This is a genomic window from Brevundimonas sp. FG128 (genome assembly GCF_057809775.1).
In genome coordinates this window covers 723,108-738,436 of the sequence record NZ_JBMDKP010000001.1, presented here as the reverse complement: position 1 = coordinate 738,436, position 15,329 = coordinate 723,108, and the positions used below count along the sequence as shown (strand labels likewise).

Below are 15,329 nucleotides of genomic sequence, written 5' to 3'. Positions count from 1 at the left end.
CCCGGAATGCGGGCTGACAGCGCAGGGTCGCGTCCCCATCTCCCCACGGCGCCAGAGGGCTCTCTGACAGTTATGGCCTGGGCGACCCCCAGACCCCGAAGTTCTCGGACAGGACCGTCAAAGGATGAACCTGTGACGGGAAGCGGCGCTCTTACAGGGACATTCCCGATAAAGCAAGGAGCGGATCGCATGGCCTATGAACTCTACTACTGGCCCACCATCCAAGGCCGCGGCGAGTTCGTGCGTCTGGCGCTGGAGGCGGCCGGCGCCGACTACGCCGACGTCTCACGCCAGGACGACGGCGAGGCGATGATGAAGCTGATGAAACAGGCCGCCACGCCGTCCTTCGCCCCGCCCTTCCTGCGCCTGGGCGACCGCACCATCGGACAGGTCGCCGCCATCCTGGCCTGGATCGGCCCCCAGCTGGGTCTGGCGCCGAACGGCGACAGCGACCGCGCCTGGCTGAACCAGATCCAGCTGACCCTGGCCGACCTGGTCGCCGAGGCGCACGACACCCACCACCCGGTCGATCTGATGGCCTATTACGACGACCAGAAGCCCGAGGCCGCCCGGCGCGCCGAGGGGTTCCGCAAGGAGCGGATCAAGAAGTTCCTGGGCTGGGCTGAACGGGTGCTGGAGCGAAACCCGCACGGTTCGGCCTGGATGGTCGGCGACCGCCTGACCTATGCCGACCTGTCGCTGTTCCAGGTGGTCGAAGGCCTGACCTACGCCTTCCCAACGGCGGCTGCGCGTGTCCTGAAGACGACGCCCCACGTCGTCGCCGTCCGCGACCGCGTCGCCGCCCTGCCCCGCATCGCGGCCTATCTGGCCAGCCCACGCCGCATCCCCTTCAACGAGGACGGCATCTTCCGCCGCTATCCCGAACTGGACGGCTAACGCACGGACTTGGCGGCTGTCCGGCCTTCGTCGCCACAGTCGAACTGGGCGCAGTATTTGGCCTCGAACTCGGTCAGAAAGCCTGTCATGGTGCCTTGCATCAGCGTGTCCTGAGCGACGGCCAGGTCGATCGTCTTGGCCGCGACCTGACGTCCTACCGGCGAGCGATAGAAGGCGATCTGGGCCTCAAGCTCCTCGGCGGTGAAGGTGTCGGCATAGACCGGGGCCAGGTCCGCCAACATGCGGTTCATCATCCGCCCGATCATGGCCGGCATGTTGGCGCGCACCCAGGCGGCCTCCTCCCCGTCCTCCCCTTCGGCCGCCTTGTCGATCTCGGCGGCGACATAGCGTTCGATCCCCTTGGTCAGGTTCGGGCCTGTGGACGCTGAGATCAGCTCGCGCGCCAGCACGGTGCGGCGCTCCAGATCGGCGTCTTGGGCCAGAGCGGCGCCCGCCCCAAGCGTGAACACGGCCGCCGCGACGGCGATAAGTCTGATGATGCGCATGACGCCTCCCCCGCGCGCACTATCCGAGGGCGATCAGGACATGACCAGCCGAATCTACCGTCGGTTTCTCAATCCTCGCGCGGCGTTGCGTCGAAGTCGCGGATCAGGGCGGCCAGGTCGGGTTCATGCACCAGCTCCGCCGCCTCGGCCGGCGTCATCCAGCGGCGCTCGCGCTGATGGGCTTCCGGCCAGACGCCCAGCTGGATCAGCACCTCCAGCGGATAGACCGAGACCACGCACTGACGCACGCCGCCGTCCTTCATCCCCTTGGCGTATCGGAAGACGCCAATGGACCGGGTGTCGATGTCGCCCTTGACCCCGGCCTCCTCCAGCGCCTCCTGGGCCGCGGCCTCGGGATCGCTCTTGCCGACCATCCGCCCGCCCTTGGGAATGACCCAGCGGCGCGTCTCGCGCGAGGTGATCATCAGGATCCGCCGCTCGCCGTCCTCCCGCCGCCACGGCAGGGCCGCCACCTGGCGCGTCTCGGATCGCGCGGTGCGTTTGGACCTGGCGACCGCCAACTCTAGCCCCTGACCGATCGCTGCGGACGGGTCTGGCCGGACTTCAATGATGGCCTTGGCCCGTTGGTCACGTCTGATCCCCTTGGCTTGGCGGCCCTAAGGCGCAGCCTTCGAAACGAGATCGCGAAGCCTGCGTCAAGTTGTCAGGCCACGGACGGCTCGCTTTATTTCTCACCCGGCGCCTTGGCGTCCGGATCGCCCAGCACGTCCTGGCGATAAAGCATTGTGATCAGGGTGTGCAGCACCAGGGCCAGCGGCGTGGCGAACAACACCCCCAGCGGCCCGAACAGGGTGCCGATCCCCACCACGGCGAAGATGCCCAGCACGACCGGCAGGTTGGCCACGTTCTTCTGCACCATCGGCGTGATGAAGTTGCTCTCCAGCTGCGACACCACAACATAAAGCGCCAGCGTCATCAACGCTGTCTCCCACCCCTGGGTGGCGCCGACCAGCACCGCCGGAATGGTTGAGACGATCGGCCCCACGATCGGCACGAACTGCGCCAGTCCCGTCAGCAGGCCCAGGCCCAGCGCCGACGGCACGCCGATGATCGCCAGCCCCACGCCAGTCAGAGTGCCCACCAGCAGCATCGAGAACAGCTGCGCCTTCAGCCAGCCCTTCAACGCCTTGCCGCAACTGTTCAGGACCTCGCGCAGGCGTGGCCGGCGATCCATCGGGACCATCGACAACAGACCCTCGCGCGACTTGGCCGGCTCGATGGCCAGAAAGACGCCGGCGACGACCACCAGCAACAGGGTGGTCACGCCGGACGCGAACCCCAGCGCCACCGTCTGCGCCACCTGCAGGGCCTGGCCCGCCCGGTCCCCGAGGCCCTGAAGCTGCTCGAAAATCTGCGCCGCGTAGGGTTGCGCCTGGATCCAAGACTGCACCTGGTCCCAACCCTGCGGCACCACGGCGGACAGGGCCACGACCTGTTCGGTGATCTGCGTCCCGAACAGCGTCAGTATGCCGGCCAGCACCGCCACCACGATCAGCAGCGACAGGAAGACCGCCAGCGGGTCCGGCGCCTTCAGCCAGCGCACGATAGGATCGGCCAGGGCCCGCAGCACCACGGCCACCACGATGGCGCCGAAGATCAACAGCCACAGAGTCTGCAGCGTCACGATCAGCTGGACCGCAAAATAGGCCGCCACCAGCACCACGGCGCCGAACGCCAGCCGCCCCTTCCACGGATCGCGCCCGCCTGCGCCAGGCTTGTCGCCCATCACTCTTCCCAGTCCGAACATCACGTCCCCTTCAAGATCGCGACAGGAACGCGGTCGCAGCGTGGCCGTTCGCCGCAGGCGATAATAAACTCAGTGTGCGTCCGCTGATCGCGCATCGTAGGCGACCTGGGCCGCCGCGACCTCGGGCATCCGCGTCTCGGCCCAGTCGATCATCGACCGCATGGCCGTCATCAACGTCAGGCCCAAGGGCGTCACTGCATAGGTCACCGATATGGGCGCGGTCGGCACGACGGAGCGCGACACCAGGCCGTCGCGCTCCAGGGACTTCAGCGTCTGGCTCAGCATCTTCTGCGACACGCCGTCGATCCGCTGCTTCAGCGCATTGAACCGGATCGGCCCCTCGCCCAGCACGATCAGGATCAGCGTGCTCCACTTGTCGGCGATCCGGTCCAGCAACAGCCGCGTCGGACAGTCGGCCGCGAACACGTCGCCGCGCGTCCAGGTTTCGTCGGGGTGACCAGGTGAGGAAAAGGTGCCGTCTTGCATGGTCGATATAGCTACCGCACTTGGTCACCATTGGATACCAAAAGGAGCCTTCCATGAAAGTCGCAGTCCTCGGCGCCAGCGGTCGCGCCGGCTCGGAAATCACCAGGGAACTGGCCGCCCGCGGTCATGCGGTCACCGCAATCGCGCGCAAGCCCGACGCCATTCCTAGTGCGGCAAACGTCACACCCGTCGCCGGCGACGCCTCGGACGCCGCGGCCCTGGCGACCCTGATCAGGGGGGCGGACGCCGTCATCAGCGCCCTGCACTTCGACGTGCCCGCCGAGACCTTGCTGACCGCCTTGAAGACCGCCGGCGTCCCTCGCCTTCTGGTCACCGGCGGCGCAGCAAGCCTGGAGGTCGCGCCTGGCGTCCGCCTGATCGACACACCCGAGTTTCCCCCGGAATGGAAAGCCATCGCCGAGGACGGCATCGCCTTTCTCGACGCCCTGCAGACCGAGACCCAGATCGACTGGACCTTCTTCTCCCCCGCCGCCTTCATCGAGGAAACGCCGCGCCTGGGCCGATACCGCACCGGAACCAACCAACTCGTCGTGGACGCCTCGGGCGACAGCAAGATCAGCTTCGCCGACTACGCCATCGCCATGGTCGACGAACTGGAACAGCCCAAACATAGCCGCGCCCGCTTCACGGCAGCCTACTGAGGACTGCGTATCCGGCAAAGAAAAAGGCCCCGGAGATCGCTCTCCGGGGCCTTCGTCGTTCTAGCGTTGAGCGTTTAGGCGCCCAGCGAGGACGGATCGACCTTGAAGCCCGGGCCCATCGTCGAGGACAGGCTGATGCGCTTCACATAGGTGCCCTTGGCGCCGGTCGGCTTGGCGCGGACCAGAGCGTCCACGATGGCCTTCACGTTGGCTTCCAGGGCGTCCTGGGTGAACGAGACCTTGCCGATGCCGGCGTGGACGATGCCCGCCTTCTCGACGCGGAACTCGACGGCGCCGCCCTTGGCGTCCTTGACGGCTTGCGCCACGTTCGGGGTCACGGTGCCGACCTTGGGGTTCGGCATCAGGCCGCGCGGGCCCAGCACCTTACCCAGACGGCCGACCAGGGCCATCATGTCCGGCGACGCGATCACGCGGTCGAACTCCATGAAGCCGCCGGCGATCTTCTCGTACAGATCTTCGGCGCCGACGTGTTCGGCGCCTGCTGCGGTGGCTTCGGCGGCCTTGGCGTCCTTGGCGAAGACGGCGACGCGAACGTCACGGCCCGTGCCCGACGGCAGGTTCACCACGCCACGGACCTGTTGGTCGGCGTGACGGGGATCGACGCCCAGGTTGACGGCGATCTCAAGGGATTCGTCGAACTTCGACTTGGCGTTTTCCTTGGCCAGCTTGATGGCGTCGGAGAAAGGCAGCAGGTCTTGGCTGACGCCGGTGCGGGCTTTTTGAGCCTTGGTTTGCTTGGCCATGGTTTAGCCCTCCACCACTTCGAGGCCCATCGCGCGGGCGGAGCCTTCGATGATCTTGGTCGCGGCGTCGAGGTCGTTCGCGTTCAGATCTTTCATCTTCTTTTCAGCGATCTCGCGCAGTTGCGAAACCTTGACCGTACCGGCGGTCTCGCGACCGACCAGCTTGGAGCCCGACTTCAGGCCCGTAGCCTGCTTCAGGTACCAGGTCGCCGGCGGCGTCTTGGTCAGGAAGGTGAACGACTTGTCCTGATAGACGGTGATCACGGTAGGAAGCGGGGTGCCCTTGGCTTCCTTCTCGGTGCGCGCGTTGAACTCCTTGCAGAAGCCCATGATGTTCACGCCGCGTTGACCCAGAGCGGGGCCGATCGGGGGCGAAGGCGTGGCCGAACCGGCCGGCACTTGCAGCTTGATATAGCCGAGAATCTTCTTGGCCATTGGTCTCTCCTATGAATGACCCGACGACTGAACGCAGGGCCGGTGAGCCGTGGTGCGGCATGGCTGCCTCCCACGGATTTGCCGCCCCGCGAGCCGAGGCCCGCCGAGCGAAGGCGCGCGTGTAACAGAGGGGGGGCGGAAAGGCAAACGGCGAGGTGAAACGAGAAAAGCCGCGCCCTTTCGGACGCGGCTTCAAATCTCGACAGGTCAGAAGGCGATCAGCCCGCGACCTTCTCCACCTGAGCGTATTCCAGCTCGACCGGCGTGGCGCGGCCGAAGATCGACACGGCGACGCGCAGGCGGGCCTGTTCTTCGTCCACGCTCTCGACGGAGCCGTCGAAGCTGGCGAAGGGACCGTCGATGACCTTGACCTTCTCGCCGATGTCGAAGCGGATGGTGGGCTTGGGACGTTCGACGCCCTCCTCCACCTGGCCGATGATGTTCTGAACTTCACGTTCCGAGACCGGCAGGGGCTTGGTGCCGCCTGCGGCGCCCAGGAAGCCCGTGACCTTCGGGGTGTTCTTGACCAGGTGATAGGCCTGGTCGGTCATTTCCATCTTCACCAGCACATAACCGGGGAAGAATTTGCGTTCCGAGTTCACCTTGCGGCCGCGACGGATCTCGACGACGTCCTCGGTCGGAACCAGGATTTCGGAGAAGGCGTCTTCAAGGCCCTGTTGTTTGGCCTGATCGCGCAGTTGTTCCGCCACCTTCTTCTCGAAGTTCGAGTAGGCGTTGACGATATACCACTTGTGGCGCGGATTGGCGGGCTTTGCGGGCGCTGCATCGGTCATGGGCGCGTCTTTCTCAGGATCCGAGAGCGATGATGTAGCGGAAGGCGAAGCCCAGGCCGGTGTCCACGATCCAGAAGAAGACCGAGGCGATGATCACCATGATGAAGACCATCACCGAGGTGATCCAGGTCTCCTTGCGGCTGGGCCACACGATCTTGCGGCCCTCGGCGCGAACCTGGCTGAAGAACTGGCCGGGGCTGGTGCGGGGCTTCTTGGGCTCGGGCGAATCGACCGTGATGGCTGCACCGGCGGCAGCGACTTGAGGCTTTGCGCTGGCCTGGGGCCGCTTGCCGGGAGTTTTGGCCTTGGCCATCAGTTGCTCTTCACACAATTGTTCCTGTCGCCCCAGATGGGAAGTCCCATCCGGAAGCGACAGGGGGGATTGGCAGGAGTTGGGGGACTCGAACCCACGACCCCCGGTTTTGGAGACCGGTGCTCTACCAGCTGAGCTAAACTCCTAGACAACCGCTCGAACCCAGAAGGTCCTCGCGTTCGCCAGAGGGGCGCGTATGCCCGACACCGCCCGGCATTTCAAGGGCGATGTGACACTTGCGACTAGTCTTCCAGGTGCGCGGCGATGGCGTCCCGCTCGTCCTGGGCCTTCACCAGTTCCTTGAAGATCAGCTTGTCGATGCGGCGATCGTCCATGTCGATGACCTCGACCTCGAATCGCCCGACCTGCAGCACCTCGCCCTCGTCGGGGACGCGTGAGATCTGGTGCAGGATCAGGCCGGCGACGGTGTGGAAGCCTTCGTGCTCGCCGAAGTCCTCGCCCAGCTTGTCGGCAAGTTCGTCCAGGTCCGTCTGGCCATCGACCAGCCAGCTGCCGTCGGCGCGCTGATGGATCCAGGCCTGTTCCTCGTCGTGACCTTCGTTGAAGTCGCCGGCGATCATTTCCAGGATGTCGGTCGCGGTCACCACGCCTTCGAAGGCGCCGTATTCGTCGACGATGAAGGCCATATGTACCCGGGAGCCCTTCAGGATCTCCAGCGCCTTCAGCACCGAGGTCGACTGCGGGATGAAGGCCGGCTCGGCGACCAGAGGCTCGATGTCGAACGTGCCGTCGGTCAGCAACGCATCCAGCAGGTCCTTCTTGTGGACCACGCCCAGCGGATTATCGACGTCGCTCTCGCGCGCCACCACGATGCGCGAATAGGGGCAGGTGCGGATTTCCTCGCGCAGCACTGCCTCCGGGTCGTCCAGCGCGATCCAGAAGACGTCGTGGCGCGGCGTCATGGCCACCCGCACCGGGCGGTCGCCCAGGCGCAGGATTTCCTCGATCATGACCTGCTCTTCCGGCTCGATCAGGCCGGCGGAGGTGCCTTCCGCCAATATGGTCGCCACCTCTTCCTGGGTGACGTCCGAACCGTCGCGATCCTTGACGCCCATCAGTTTCAGTATGCCCGAGGTCGAGGCCGTCAGCAGCAGCACGAACGGCTTCAGCGCGATCGCCAGGGTCGAGATCGGCGGCGCCATCTTGGCCGCGATGGTCTCGGGGAAGATCAGCGCCAGACGCTTGGGCACCAGCTCGCCCACGATCAGCGAGATATAGGTGATGCAGACGACCACCAGGGCCGTCGAAAAGATTTCGGTATAGGCCGCCAGGGCCGGAAAGCTGACCTCCAGAATGCGGTCCAGCTCGCCAGCGATCGTCGCCTGGCCGTAGGCGCCGGCCAGAATGCCGATCAGGGTGATCCCCACCTGGACGGCGGACAGGAACTGAGTCGGTTCTTCCGACAGCTTCAGCGCCTTGCGTGCGCCGCGATCCCCTTTTTCCGCCCGGCTCTGCAGCTTGGATCTGCGCGAGGAGACGACCGCCAATTCGGTCATGGCGAACAGGCCGTTGAGCACCACCAGGAGCAGAACGACGACAATAGCGATGAGTAACATCTAAAGGGTGTGGGGACCGACGCGGCGCGACATACGGCGTCCGCGAGACGATAGTATGCGACGAATGGCGTTTACGCCACGATTTCCTTGCGCCTCAGCCCGCCCGCCCAGCCTCGACCGAACCATAGGCGCCCGACACAGGCCGCCCGTCGGCGTCATACTGGCTCGCACAGGCGCTCATCCCGATCACGGTGCCGATGAAAAGACCCAAGCGTAAGGCGCGTCGCATTTGGTTACCGAAAGATTAACGTCCGTATCGAACGTAAACTCCGGTTTGCGGTTGCGAGCAAGTCGGCTCGCCTTGCGGGCGAATGCAGCGCACAGCAAAACGGCCCCCGGATTTCTCCGGGGGCCGCTCTGTTACGCTACTGTATCCATTCGGCCTCAAGCAGCGCGTGAGCGCGTTAGGCCAAAAGAATGTGTCGACTACTCGATGATCTTGGCGACGACGCCGGCGCCGACGGTGCGGCCGCCTTCACGGATGGCGAAGCGCAGGCCCTGGTCCATGGCGATCGGGGTGATCAGTTCGACGTTCAGCTCGGCGTTGTCGCCGGGCATGATCATCTCGACGCCTTCCTTCAGGTGAACGATGCCGGTCACGTCCGTCGTGCGGAAGTAGAACTGCGGGCGATAGTTCGTGAAGAACGGGGTGTGACGACCGCCTTCTTCCTTGGTCAGGATGTAGGCTTCGGCCAGGAACTTGGTGTGCGGCGTGATGGAGCCCGGCTTGCACAGCACCTGGCCGCGCTCGACGTCTTCACGCTTGGTGCCGCGCAGCAGAACGCCGACGTTGTCGCCCGCTTGACCCTGGTCCAGCAGCTTGCGGAACATTTCGACGCCCGTGCAGGTCGTCTTCTGAACCGGACGGATGCCGACGATTTCGACTTCCTCACCGACCTTGACGATGCCCTTTTCGACGCGGCCCGTGACCACGGTGCCGCGGCCCGAGATCGAGAACACGTCTTCGACCGGCATCAGGAAGGGCAGGTCGACCGGACGTTCCGGCTGCGGGATGTAGGCGTCGACGGTTTCCATCAGGGCCAGAACGCGCTGTTCGCCGATTTCCGGGTTCACGCCGTCGGTCGCGGCCTTGGCCGAACCCTTGGTGATCGGAATGTCGTCGCCCGGGAACTGGTACGACGAGAGCAGCTCGCGCACTTCCATCTCGACCAGCTCAAGCAGTTCTTCATCGTCGACCAGGTCGACCTTGTTCATGAAGACCACCAGGGCGGGCACGCCGACCTGACGGGCCAGCAGGATGTGCTCGCGGGTCTGCGGCATCGGGCCGTCGGCGGCCGACACCACCAGGATCGCGCCGTCCATCTGCGCGGCGCCGGTGATCATGTTCTTCACATAGTCGGCGTGGCCGGGGCAGTCGACGTGCGCATAGTGACGGTTGGCCGTCTCATATTCCACGTGCGCGGTGTTGATCGTGATGCCGCGGGCCTTTTCTTCCGGCGCAGCGTCGATGTCGGCGTAGTTCATCGCCTTGGCGCCGCCGGCCTTCGCCAGCGTCATCGTGATCGCAGCCGTCAGCGTCGTCTTGCCGTGGTCAACGTGACCAATCGTGCCGATGTTGCAGTGCGGCTTCGTGCGTTCGAACTTTTCCTTGGCCATGGCCAAACTCCTGATGGCCCGGGTTGAGGGGCGCGATGCTGATCAAAAAACCTGGAGCGGGTAGACGGGATCGAACCGACATCCTCAGCTTGGAAGGCTGCTGCACTACCATTGTGCTATACCCGCGCGGAGACTGCGGAAGTTCTTAAGGGAACGCCGCAGCCGGTTCCTCTCCGTCGTCCTGATCCGTCGTATCCGTCAAGGCGCGTGGTGGGGGAAGAAGGACTCGAACCTTCGAAGCTTACGCAGGGGATTTACAGTCCCCCCCCTTTGCCACTCGGGACATTCCCCCAGCGCGCCTTGTCGAACCGTCGGACCCTCGTTTCCGCCCATAAAGAAGCGGGACGAAACAAAAGCCTTCGGCTTGTCGCCTCCTCTAGGATAGAGGGGGCGCCCAGACCCGAAAGCCCTTGGGGCTCCAAATCGGAGGGCGTCTTATAGTGTCGTCGAAATCAGAACGCAACGACCGTAAAAGCGGTAAAAAACCGGTCTTCGGAAGTCGCCCTTCCGGGCCGCGTGAAAAGAGCCAAAAGCCCGCCGCGCAAGGGTTTGGCGGGCGCGACGATGCGCCCCGTCCGCCCCGTGCGCCGGACCGGAACAAGTCGGACGCCGATAATTTCCTCTGGGGTCGCCACCCGGTTCTGGCCGCCCTGGCGAATCCTGCCCGTCGCGGCACGGGTCGCCTGCTCGCCACGGCCGAGCGCGCTGCCGAGATCGAGGAGGGCGAACTCGCCCACGGCCACAAGATCGAGGTGGTCGAAGTCCAGGCCCTGACCCGAATGCTGCCTGCCGGCGCCGTCCATCAGGGGCTGGCCTTCAAGGTCCAGCCGCTGGAAGGCGTGTCGCTGGACGAACTCGCCGATCCGGCCCAGGGCGTCATCGTCATGCTGGACCAGCTGACCGATCCGCAAAACGTCGGCGCCATCTTCCGCTCGGCCCTGGCCTTCGGCGCGCGGGGCATCATCGTCCAGGATCGCCATGCCCCCGCCCTGGCCGGCGCCCTGGCCAAGGCGGCCGTCGGCGCGACGGAACGCCTGCCCCATGCGCGGGTGACGAATCTGTCGCGTGCGCTTGAACACCTCGCCGACCTGGGCTGGCGCGCCGTCGGCCTGGACGGAACGGGCGAGCAGACGCTGGAAGAGGCGCTGGACCATCAGCCGACCGTTCTGGTGATGGGCTCGGAGGGCGACGGCATCCGCCGCCTGGTCGCCGAACACTGCGACGTCCTGGCGAAAATCCTGATGCCCGGCGGGTTCGAGAGCCTCAACGTGTCCAACGCGGCCGCCGTCGCGCTTTATGAGGCGTCGCGCGCGCAACGCGGCTGACAGAAGGCCGCACCCCGTTTATGGAGCGAGAATGGAATTCCTCTCGTCTCCCGAACTCGCCAGCCAGGCCACGGCTCTGGGCCAGGTCCTGCTGATGGATCTGGTCCTCGCCGGCGACAACGCCGTCGCCGTGGGCCTCGCCGCCGCAGCCCTGCCCCAGGACCAGCGCAAGAAGGCCATCCTGATCGGCCTGGCCGCCGCCGTGGTCATGCGGATCGGCTTCGCCCTGATCACGGTCCAGCTGTTGGCCCTGGTCGGCCTGCTACTGGCCGGCGGCCTGTTGCTGCTCTGGGTCTGCTGGAAGATGTGGCGCGAACTTCAGGAGCAGCGCACCCACGACCAGGCCGAGGCCGAGAGGGAACTCGAACTGGCCATGAGCATCGAGCATGGCTCCGGGCCGTCGCCCGAGGAACTGGGTCTGAAACGTAAGTCCTTCGGCGCCGCCCTGCTCCAGATCATGGTCGCCGACATCACCATGTCGCTGGACAATGTGCTGGCCGTCGCCGGCGCCGCCCACGAACATCCGTGGATCATGGTCTTCGGCCTTGTCCTGTCGATCGCCCTGATGGGTGTCGCCGCCACCTTCATCGCCAAGCTGCTGCATCGCTTCGCGTGGATCGGCTACATCGGCCTGGTCGTCGTGCTGTACGTCGCCCTGCACATGATCTGGGACGGCGCGCGCCAGGTGGTGGTCCGCACGGGCCACATGGACGAGTTCAACGCCTCGGCCCCGGCCTTCATCGAGATCAGCCCCGAGGAGGCTGCTAAACACCTGGGCCAGAAGCGCACCGAGACCAGCCCGACCCCCGCGCCCGCTGAACCCACCGCCCCTGCTCCTGCGCCCGCAGCATGACCGTCGCCACGGTCACCGTCGAGGAGGCCGCCGCCTGGCTGCAGTCCGGCGAGGCGATCCTGATCGACGTGCGCGAGCCCGACGAGTTCGCCGCCGCCCGCATCGACGGCGCGATCCTGGCGCCCCTCAGCCAGATGCCCGCCGCCTGGGACGCGCTGGACCTGCCCGCCGACAAAAAGATCGTTGTCCAGTGTCTGAAGGGCGGCCGCAGCCACCAGGTCTGCGCCTTCGTCGGCCCGACCGGCCCCGACGGCCAGCCCCTGTTCAACCTGACCGGCGGCATCCAGGTCTGGCATGCGGCGGGGTTGCCGATCATCGAAGGCTAGGTCGCCTCGGCGAACTGATCGAACGCCCTCAGGGCGTCGGCGGCGTACATCAGGGCCGGACCGCCGCCCATATAGACGCTCATCGCCATGACCTCGGCGATCTCCTCGCGTGTCGCGCCCAGGTCCTTCAGCGCCTTGGCGTGAAAGCCGATGCAGCCGTCGCAGCGTTGCGTCACGCCGATGGCGAGCGCGATCCACTCCTTGGTCTTCTTGTCGACCGCCCCGTCCGCAGTTGCGCTTTTCGCCAACTCGGAGAAGGCCTGCATCGGTCCCGGCTGCGCCCGCCGCAGTTCGCCGACGTAGGTCGAGATGTCGCGCGTCAGCGCCGCATAGTCCTTGGCCATGAAAGGCTCCTTTTCATTTCGTTATTTTATGATATGATCGAAACATGAAATGTAAAGACGCCATCACGATGGAGATGTCGGACGCGCTTCCCCCTCGCGCGGACGAAGCGGCGGCCTTCCTGAAGAGTCTGGCCAACCCTCATCGCCTGCTGATCCTGTGCGCCCTGGTGCAGGGCGAGCGCAACGTCACGGCCCTGATCGCCGAAACCGGCGTGGCCCCGACCTCCATGTCGCAGCATCTGTCCAAGCTGAAGGACGAGGGGGTCGTGGATTTCCGGCGCGACCACCGCACCCTGACCTATTTCATCGCCCACCCGGCGGCGGTCGAGATCATGACCGTGCTCTACGCCCACTTCTGTTCCAAGGACTGACCATGACCGACGCCGTTTCGCCGCGCCAGGCGCTGGACTGGCTGATGTCGGGCCAAGCGATTCTGATCGACGTGCGCGAACCCGACGAGTTCGCCGCCGCCCATATTCCTTACGCGCTGTCGGCCCCCTTGGCCCGCGCCGCCGCCGTCCTGGGCGATATGACCCTTCCCGCAGACCGCAAGATCGTCTTCCAGTGTCAGAAGGGCGGGCGCGGCGGACAGGCCTGCGCCGCCGTGGGCGCCCTCGCGCCCGGAGGCCAGCCGGTGTTCAATCTGGAAGGCGGCCTCGACGCCTGGGCCGCCGCCGGCCTGCCGATCGTCAGCGGCGCCGATGCACCGAAGGTGTCGATCTTCCGCCAGGTGCAGATGGCCGTCGGCCTGCTGGTGGTCCTAGGCGTGCTGACGGGCTTCCTCGTGAACGCCTTCGGCTTCATCGTCGCCGGCCTGTTCGGCGCGGCCCTGGCCACGTCCGGAGCTACCGGCTGGTGCGGGCTGGGAATGCTGTTGAGCCGCGCACCCTGGAACCGGGCCTAGCGATCAGGCGTCCGCGCCGCCGAAGCGTTCGGACCATTCCGCCACCTGAGCGTCCTCGATCTTGGCGAACAGCACGCCTTGGGCAGCGACCGGCTGACCGATGGTCAACACGTTCAGCACATCCTCGTCCGCGCCGGGCCAGCTCAGGTCGGTGACGCCCACAGAGGCGGCGATCTTCTCGGCCGAGAACGGCAGGATCGGCGCCGCCAGCCGCGCGAACAGGGCCACCAGGTTCAGGCCGGTGCGCACCCCCACGGCCGCGCGATCGCGATCGGTCTTCAGCGCCGTCCAGGGCGCGGCGACCTGCAGATATTCGTTGCCCAGCACCCAGACGGCGCGCAGGGCCTGGGCCGCCTTGCGGAACTCCATGGCCTCGAACTGTTCGGTCGCCTCGGCGATACCCGCCTTGATGTCGGCTTCCAGCTGGATCTCGACCGATCCCGCCTCGCCGCCGTCGGGCACGACGCCGTCGAACTTCGACTCGGCGAATTTGACGATCCGGTTGACGAAATTGCCCAGCACATCGGCCAGGTCCTTGTTGGTCGAGGCCTGAAAATCCTCCCAGGTGAAGGCGGAATCCGCGTGTTCCGGGCCGTAGGCCGTCAGGCGCCAGCGCCAGTAGTCGGCCGGCAGCAGTTCCAGCGCCTGGTCCATGAAGACGCCGCGCTTCTGGCTGGTCGAGAATTTTCCGCCGTACCAGTTCAGCCAGTTGAAGGCCTTCAACTGGTCCACCGTCTTCCAAGGCTCGCCCGAGCCGATGATGGTCGCCGGGAACGACACGGTGTGGAAGGCGACATTGTCCTTGCCCATGAACTGGACATAGCGAACGTCCTCCGCCCCCTCGTCCAGACGCCACCAGTCACGCCACGACCCGCCGGTCGCCTCGGCCCATTCCTCGGTTGCGGCGATATATTCGATGGGGGCGTCGAACCAGACGTAGAAGACCTTGTCCTCCATGCCGGGACGCGGGAAGCCGTCCTTCAGCACCGGCACGCCCCAGGCCAGGTCGCGCGTGATGCCCCGGTCGATCAGCCCCTCGTCCAGATGCTTGTAGGCGATGGACTTGGCCAGCACCTGCCAGCCGCTCTTGCCGTCGACCCAGGCGCGGATCTGGGGCTCGATCTTGGTCTGCAACAGATAGAGGTGACGCGTATCGCGCACCTCCAGATTCCTGGACCCCGACACCGACGAATAGGGGTCGATTAGGTCGGTCGGGTCCAGCAGACGTCCGCAGTTATCGCACTGATCGCCGCGCGCCCCGACATGACCGCAGTGCGGGCAGGTGCCCTCGACATAGCGGTCGGGCAGGAAGCGCGCGTCGTCGATCGAATAGATCATCCGATCCACCCGCTCCTCGATCAGGCCGTTCTTCTCCAACGCCTCGGCGAAATGCTGGGTCAGGCGATGGTTCTGCGGGTTCGACGACCGGCCGAACCAGTCGTAGCTCAGGCCGAACGCCTGGCCGGCCGCCTTCTGGATCTCGTGCTGCTCGTCGCAATAGGTCCGCACGTCCTGACCCGCGGCGGCGGCGGCCAGCTCGGCCGGGGTGCCGTGCTCGTCCGTGGCGCAGATATAGAGCACCTCATGGCCCTGGGCCCGCTTGAACCGCCCCCAGACGTCGGCCGGCAACATCGAGCCCGCCAGATTCCCCAGGTGCTTGATGCCGTTGATGTAGGGCAGCGCCGAGGTGATGAGGATGCGGGCCATGATCGTCCAGGAGTTCGGGGAAGCGCAGGGATATAGAGAGCGGAAGCGGCG

The 15,329-nt window shown here is 65.8% G+C and carries 19 protein-coding genes and 3 tRNA genes; 7 read left to right on the top strand and 15 right to left on the bottom strand.

What is annotated here, in order from left to right:
* The first annotated feature begins 189 nt into the window (after window positions 1-189).
* Window positions 190-897, top strand: coding sequence for a glutathione S-transferase (locus ACODSC_RS03710; RefSeq protein ID WP_488811900.1), 708 nt, complete (start codon window positions 190-192; stop codon window positions 895-897).
* On the opposite strand, the gene ACODSC_RS03705 is transcribed toward ACODSC_RS03710, so the two are convergent.
* The 4 genes from ACODSC_RS03705 to ACODSC_RS03690 all read right to left on the bottom strand — a co-directional run bounded on the left by ACODSC_RS03705 (window position 894) and on the right by ACODSC_RS03690 (window position 3,657).
* The gene (locus ACODSC_RS03705) at window positions 894-1,403 is read right to left on the bottom strand and encodes a DUF2059 domain-containing protein (protein ID WP_488811898.1); all 510 of its coding nucleotides are present in this window, start codon (window positions 1,401-1,403) and stop codon (window positions 894-896) included. The genes ACODSC_RS03710 and ACODSC_RS03705 overlap by 4 nt on opposite strands.
* Before the next feature lie 68 nt (window positions 1,404-1,471).
* Window positions 1,472-1,924, bottom strand: coding sequence for an NUDIX hydrolase (locus tag ACODSC_RS03700; protein ID WP_488811896.1), 453 nt, complete (start codon window positions 1,922-1,924; stop codon window positions 1,472-1,474).
* A 164-nt stretch (window positions 1,925-2,088) separates the two neighbouring features.
* Window positions 2,089-3,150: an AI-2E family transporter gene (locus ACODSC_RS03695; protein WP_488811894.1), complete on the bottom strand. Its 1,062-nt coding sequence runs from the start codon at window positions 3,148-3,150 to the stop codon at window positions 2,089-2,091.
* Window positions 3,151-3,240: 90 nt separating this feature from the next.
* Window positions 3,241-3,657, bottom strand: a complete 417-nt coding sequence (locus ACODSC_RS03690; RefSeq protein ID WP_488811892.1) for a winged helix-turn-helix transcriptional regulator — start codon at window positions 3,655-3,657, stop codon at window positions 3,241-3,243.
* A gap of 53 nt (window positions 3,658-3,710) precedes the next feature.
* On the opposite strand from ACODSC_RS03690, the gene ACODSC_RS03685 reads away from it, so the two are divergent.
* Window positions 3,711-4,319 (top strand): NAD(P)-dependent oxidoreductase, encoded by a 609-nt coding sequence (locus ACODSC_RS03685; protein ID WP_488811890.1) that lies wholly within the window; start codon window positions 3,711-3,713, stop codon window positions 4,317-4,319.
* A gap of 74 nt (window positions 4,320-4,393) precedes the next feature.
* Here ACODSC_RS03685 and rplA read toward each other — a convergent pair whose 3' ends face one another.
* From rplA to ACODSC_RS03640, 9 genes are all read right to left on the bottom strand, one after another.
* The gene (gene rplA, locus ACODSC_RS03680; RefSeq protein WP_488811888.1) at window positions 4,394-5,083 is read right to left on the bottom strand and encodes a 50S ribosomal protein L1; all 690 of its coding nucleotides are present in this window, start codon (window positions 5,081-5,083) and stop codon (window positions 4,394-4,396) included.
* A gap of 3 nt (window positions 5,084-5,086) precedes the next feature.
* The gene (rplK, locus tag ACODSC_RS03675; RefSeq protein ID WP_135193053.1) at window positions 5,087-5,518 is read right to left on the bottom strand and encodes a 50S ribosomal protein L11; all 432 of its coding nucleotides are present in this window, start codon (window positions 5,516-5,518) and stop codon (window positions 5,087-5,089) included.
* 218 nt (window positions 5,519-5,736) lie between these two features.
* Window positions 5,737-6,312: a transcription termination/antitermination protein NusG gene (gene nusG, locus ACODSC_RS03670; protein ID WP_271163931.1), complete on the bottom strand. Its 576-nt coding sequence runs from the start codon at window positions 6,310-6,312 to the stop codon at window positions 5,737-5,739.
* A 13-nt stretch (window positions 6,313-6,325) separates the two neighbouring features.
* On the bottom strand, window positions 6,326-6,625 hold the full coding sequence (gene secE, locus ACODSC_RS03665; protein WP_488811885.1) for a preprotein translocase subunit SecE: 300 nt from the start codon (window positions 6,623-6,625) through the stop codon (window positions 6,326-6,328).
* A 70-nt stretch (window positions 6,626-6,695) separates the two neighbouring features.
* Window positions 6,696-6,771: transfer RNA gene (locus tag ACODSC_RS03660), tRNA-Trp, on the bottom strand.
* Window positions 6,772-6,867: 96 nt separating this feature from the next.
* Window positions 6,868-8,202: a hemolysin family protein gene (locus ACODSC_RS03655; RefSeq protein WP_488811883.1), complete on the bottom strand. Its 1,335-nt coding sequence runs from the start codon at window positions 8,200-8,202 to the stop codon at window positions 6,868-6,870.
* Between the two features lie 426 nt (window positions 8,203-8,628).
* Window positions 8,629-9,819, bottom strand: coding sequence for an elongation factor Tu (gene tuf, locus ACODSC_RS03650; RefSeq protein WP_488811881.1), 1,191 nt, complete (start codon window positions 9,817-9,819; stop codon window positions 8,629-8,631).
* A 52-nt stretch (window positions 9,820-9,871) separates the two neighbouring features.
* Window positions 9,872-9,945, bottom strand: a tRNA-Gly gene (locus ACODSC_RS03645).
* A gap of 82 nt (window positions 9,946-10,027) precedes the next feature.
* Window positions 10,028-10,111, bottom strand: a tRNA-Tyr gene (locus tag ACODSC_RS03640).
* A 148-nt stretch (window positions 10,112-10,259) separates the two neighbouring features.
* Between ACODSC_RS03640 and rlmB the strand changes: the two genes are divergently transcribed.
* Genes rlmB through ACODSC_RS03625 form a run of 3 tightly spaced genes read left to right on the top strand, consistent with a single transcriptional unit; the run spans window position 10,260 to window position 12,323 of the window.
* A complete protein-coding gene (rlmB, locus tag ACODSC_RS03635; protein WP_488811879.1) occupies window positions 10,260-11,144 on the top strand; it encodes a 23S rRNA (guanosine(2251)-2'-O)-methyltransferase RlmB in 885 nt (294 codons plus the stop codon).
* 31 nt (window positions 11,145-11,175) lie between these two features.
* Window positions 11,176-11,997: a TerC family protein gene (locus ACODSC_RS03630; protein WP_488811877.1), complete on the top strand. Its 822-nt coding sequence runs from the start codon at window positions 11,176-11,178 to the stop codon at window positions 11,995-11,997.
* Window positions 11,994-12,323, top strand: coding sequence for a rhodanese-like domain-containing protein (locus ACODSC_RS03625; protein WP_488811875.1), 330 nt, complete (start codon window positions 11,994-11,996; stop codon window positions 12,321-12,323). The genes ACODSC_RS03630 and ACODSC_RS03625 overlap by 4 nt, the downstream gene beginning before the upstream one ends.
* Here the strand turns inward: ACODSC_RS03625 and ACODSC_RS03620 are convergent.
* The gene (locus ACODSC_RS03620) at window positions 12,320-12,667 is read right to left on the bottom strand and encodes a carboxymuconolactone decarboxylase family protein (protein ID WP_488811873.1); all 348 of its coding nucleotides are present in this window, start codon (window positions 12,665-12,667) and stop codon (window positions 12,320-12,322) included. The two genes, ACODSC_RS03625 and ACODSC_RS03620, sit on opposite strands and share 4 nt — an antisense overlap.
* Window positions 12,668-12,711: 44 nt before the next feature.
* Between ACODSC_RS03620 and ACODSC_RS03615 the strand changes: the two genes are divergently transcribed.
* On the top strand, window positions 12,712-13,038 hold the full coding sequence (locus tag ACODSC_RS03615) for an ArsR/SmtB family transcription factor (protein WP_488811871.1): 327 nt from the start codon (window positions 12,712-12,714) through the stop codon (window positions 13,036-13,038).
* Between the two features lie 2 nt (window positions 13,039-13,040).
* Window positions 13,041-13,571, top strand: coding sequence for a rhodanese-like domain-containing protein (locus tag ACODSC_RS03610; RefSeq protein WP_488811869.1), 531 nt, complete (start codon window positions 13,041-13,043; stop codon window positions 13,569-13,571).
* A 3-nt stretch (window positions 13,572-13,574) separates the two neighbouring features.
* Here ACODSC_RS03610 and metG read toward each other — a convergent pair whose 3' ends face one another.
* Entirely contained in the window at window positions 13,575-15,278 is a 1,704-nt protein-coding gene (gene metG, locus ACODSC_RS03605) for a methionine--tRNA ligase (protein WP_488811867.1), read from the bottom strand.
* Window positions 15,279-15,329 lie beyond the last annotated feature (51 nt).

Bases quoted from the DNA above. Each gene is read 5' to 3' on its own strand.
- ACODSC_RS03630 (WP_488811877.1), top strand. From the start codon at position 11,176: ATGGAATTCCTCTCGTCTCCCGAACTCGCCAGCCAGGCCACGGCTCTG.
- ACODSC_RS03620 (WP_488811873.1), bottom strand. From the start codon at position 12,667: ATGGCCAAGGACTATGCGGCGCTGACGCGCGACATCTCGACCTACGTC.
- rplA (WP_488811888.1), bottom strand. From the start codon at position 5,083: ATGGCCAAGCAAACCAAGGCTCAAAAAGCCCGCACCGGCGTCAGCCAA.
- nusG (WP_271163931.1), bottom strand. From the start codon at position 6,312: ATGACCGATGCAGCGCCCGCAAAGCCCGCCAATCCGCGCCACAAGTGG.
- rplK (WP_135193053.1), bottom strand. From the start codon at position 5,518: ATGGCCAAGAAGATTCTCGGCTATATCAAGCTGCAAGTGCCGGCCGGT.
- ACODSC_RS03690 (WP_488811892.1), bottom strand. From the start codon at position 3,657: ATGCAAGACGGCACCTTTTCCTCACCTGGTCACCCCGACGAAACCTGG.
- tuf (WP_488811881.1), bottom strand. From the start codon at position 9,819: ATGGCCAAGGAAAAGTTCGAACGCACGAAGCCGCACTGCAACATCGGC.
- ACODSC_RS03655 (WP_488811883.1), bottom strand. From the start codon at position 8,202: ATGTTACTCATCGCTATTGTCGTCGTTCTGCTCCTGGTGGTGCTCAAC.
- metG (WP_488811867.1), bottom strand. From the start codon at position 15,278: ATGGCCCGCATCCTCATCACCTCGGCGCTGCCCTACATCAACGGCATC.
- ACODSC_RS03710 (WP_488811900.1), top strand. From the start codon at position 190: ATGGCCTATGAACTCTACTACTGGCCCACCATCCAAGGCCGCGGCGAG.
- ACODSC_RS03705 (WP_488811898.1), bottom strand. From the start codon at position 1,403: ATGCGCATCATCAGACTTATCGCCGTCGCGGCGGCCGTGTTCACGCTT.
- ACODSC_RS03695 (WP_488811894.1), bottom strand. From the start codon at position 3,150: ATGGGCGACAAGCCTGGCGCAGGCGGGCGCGATCCGTGGAAGGGGCGG.
- ACODSC_RS03685 (WP_488811890.1), top strand. From the start codon at position 3,711: ATGAAAGTCGCAGTCCTCGGCGCCAGCGGTCGCGCCGGCTCGGAAATC.
- ACODSC_RS03615 (WP_488811871.1), top strand. From the start codon at position 12,712: ATGAAATGTAAAGACGCCATCACGATGGAGATGTCGGACGCGCTTCCC.
- secE (WP_488811885.1), bottom strand. From the start codon at position 6,625: ATGGCCAAGGCCAAAACTCCCGGCAAGCGGCCCCAGGCCAGCGCAAAG.
- ACODSC_RS03625 (WP_488811875.1), top strand. From the start codon at position 11,994: ATGACCGTCGCCACGGTCACCGTCGAGGAGGCCGCCGCCTGGCTGCAG.
- ACODSC_RS03610 (WP_488811869.1), top strand. From the start codon at position 13,041: ATGACCGACGCCGTTTCGCCGCGCCAGGCGCTGGACTGGCTGATGTCG.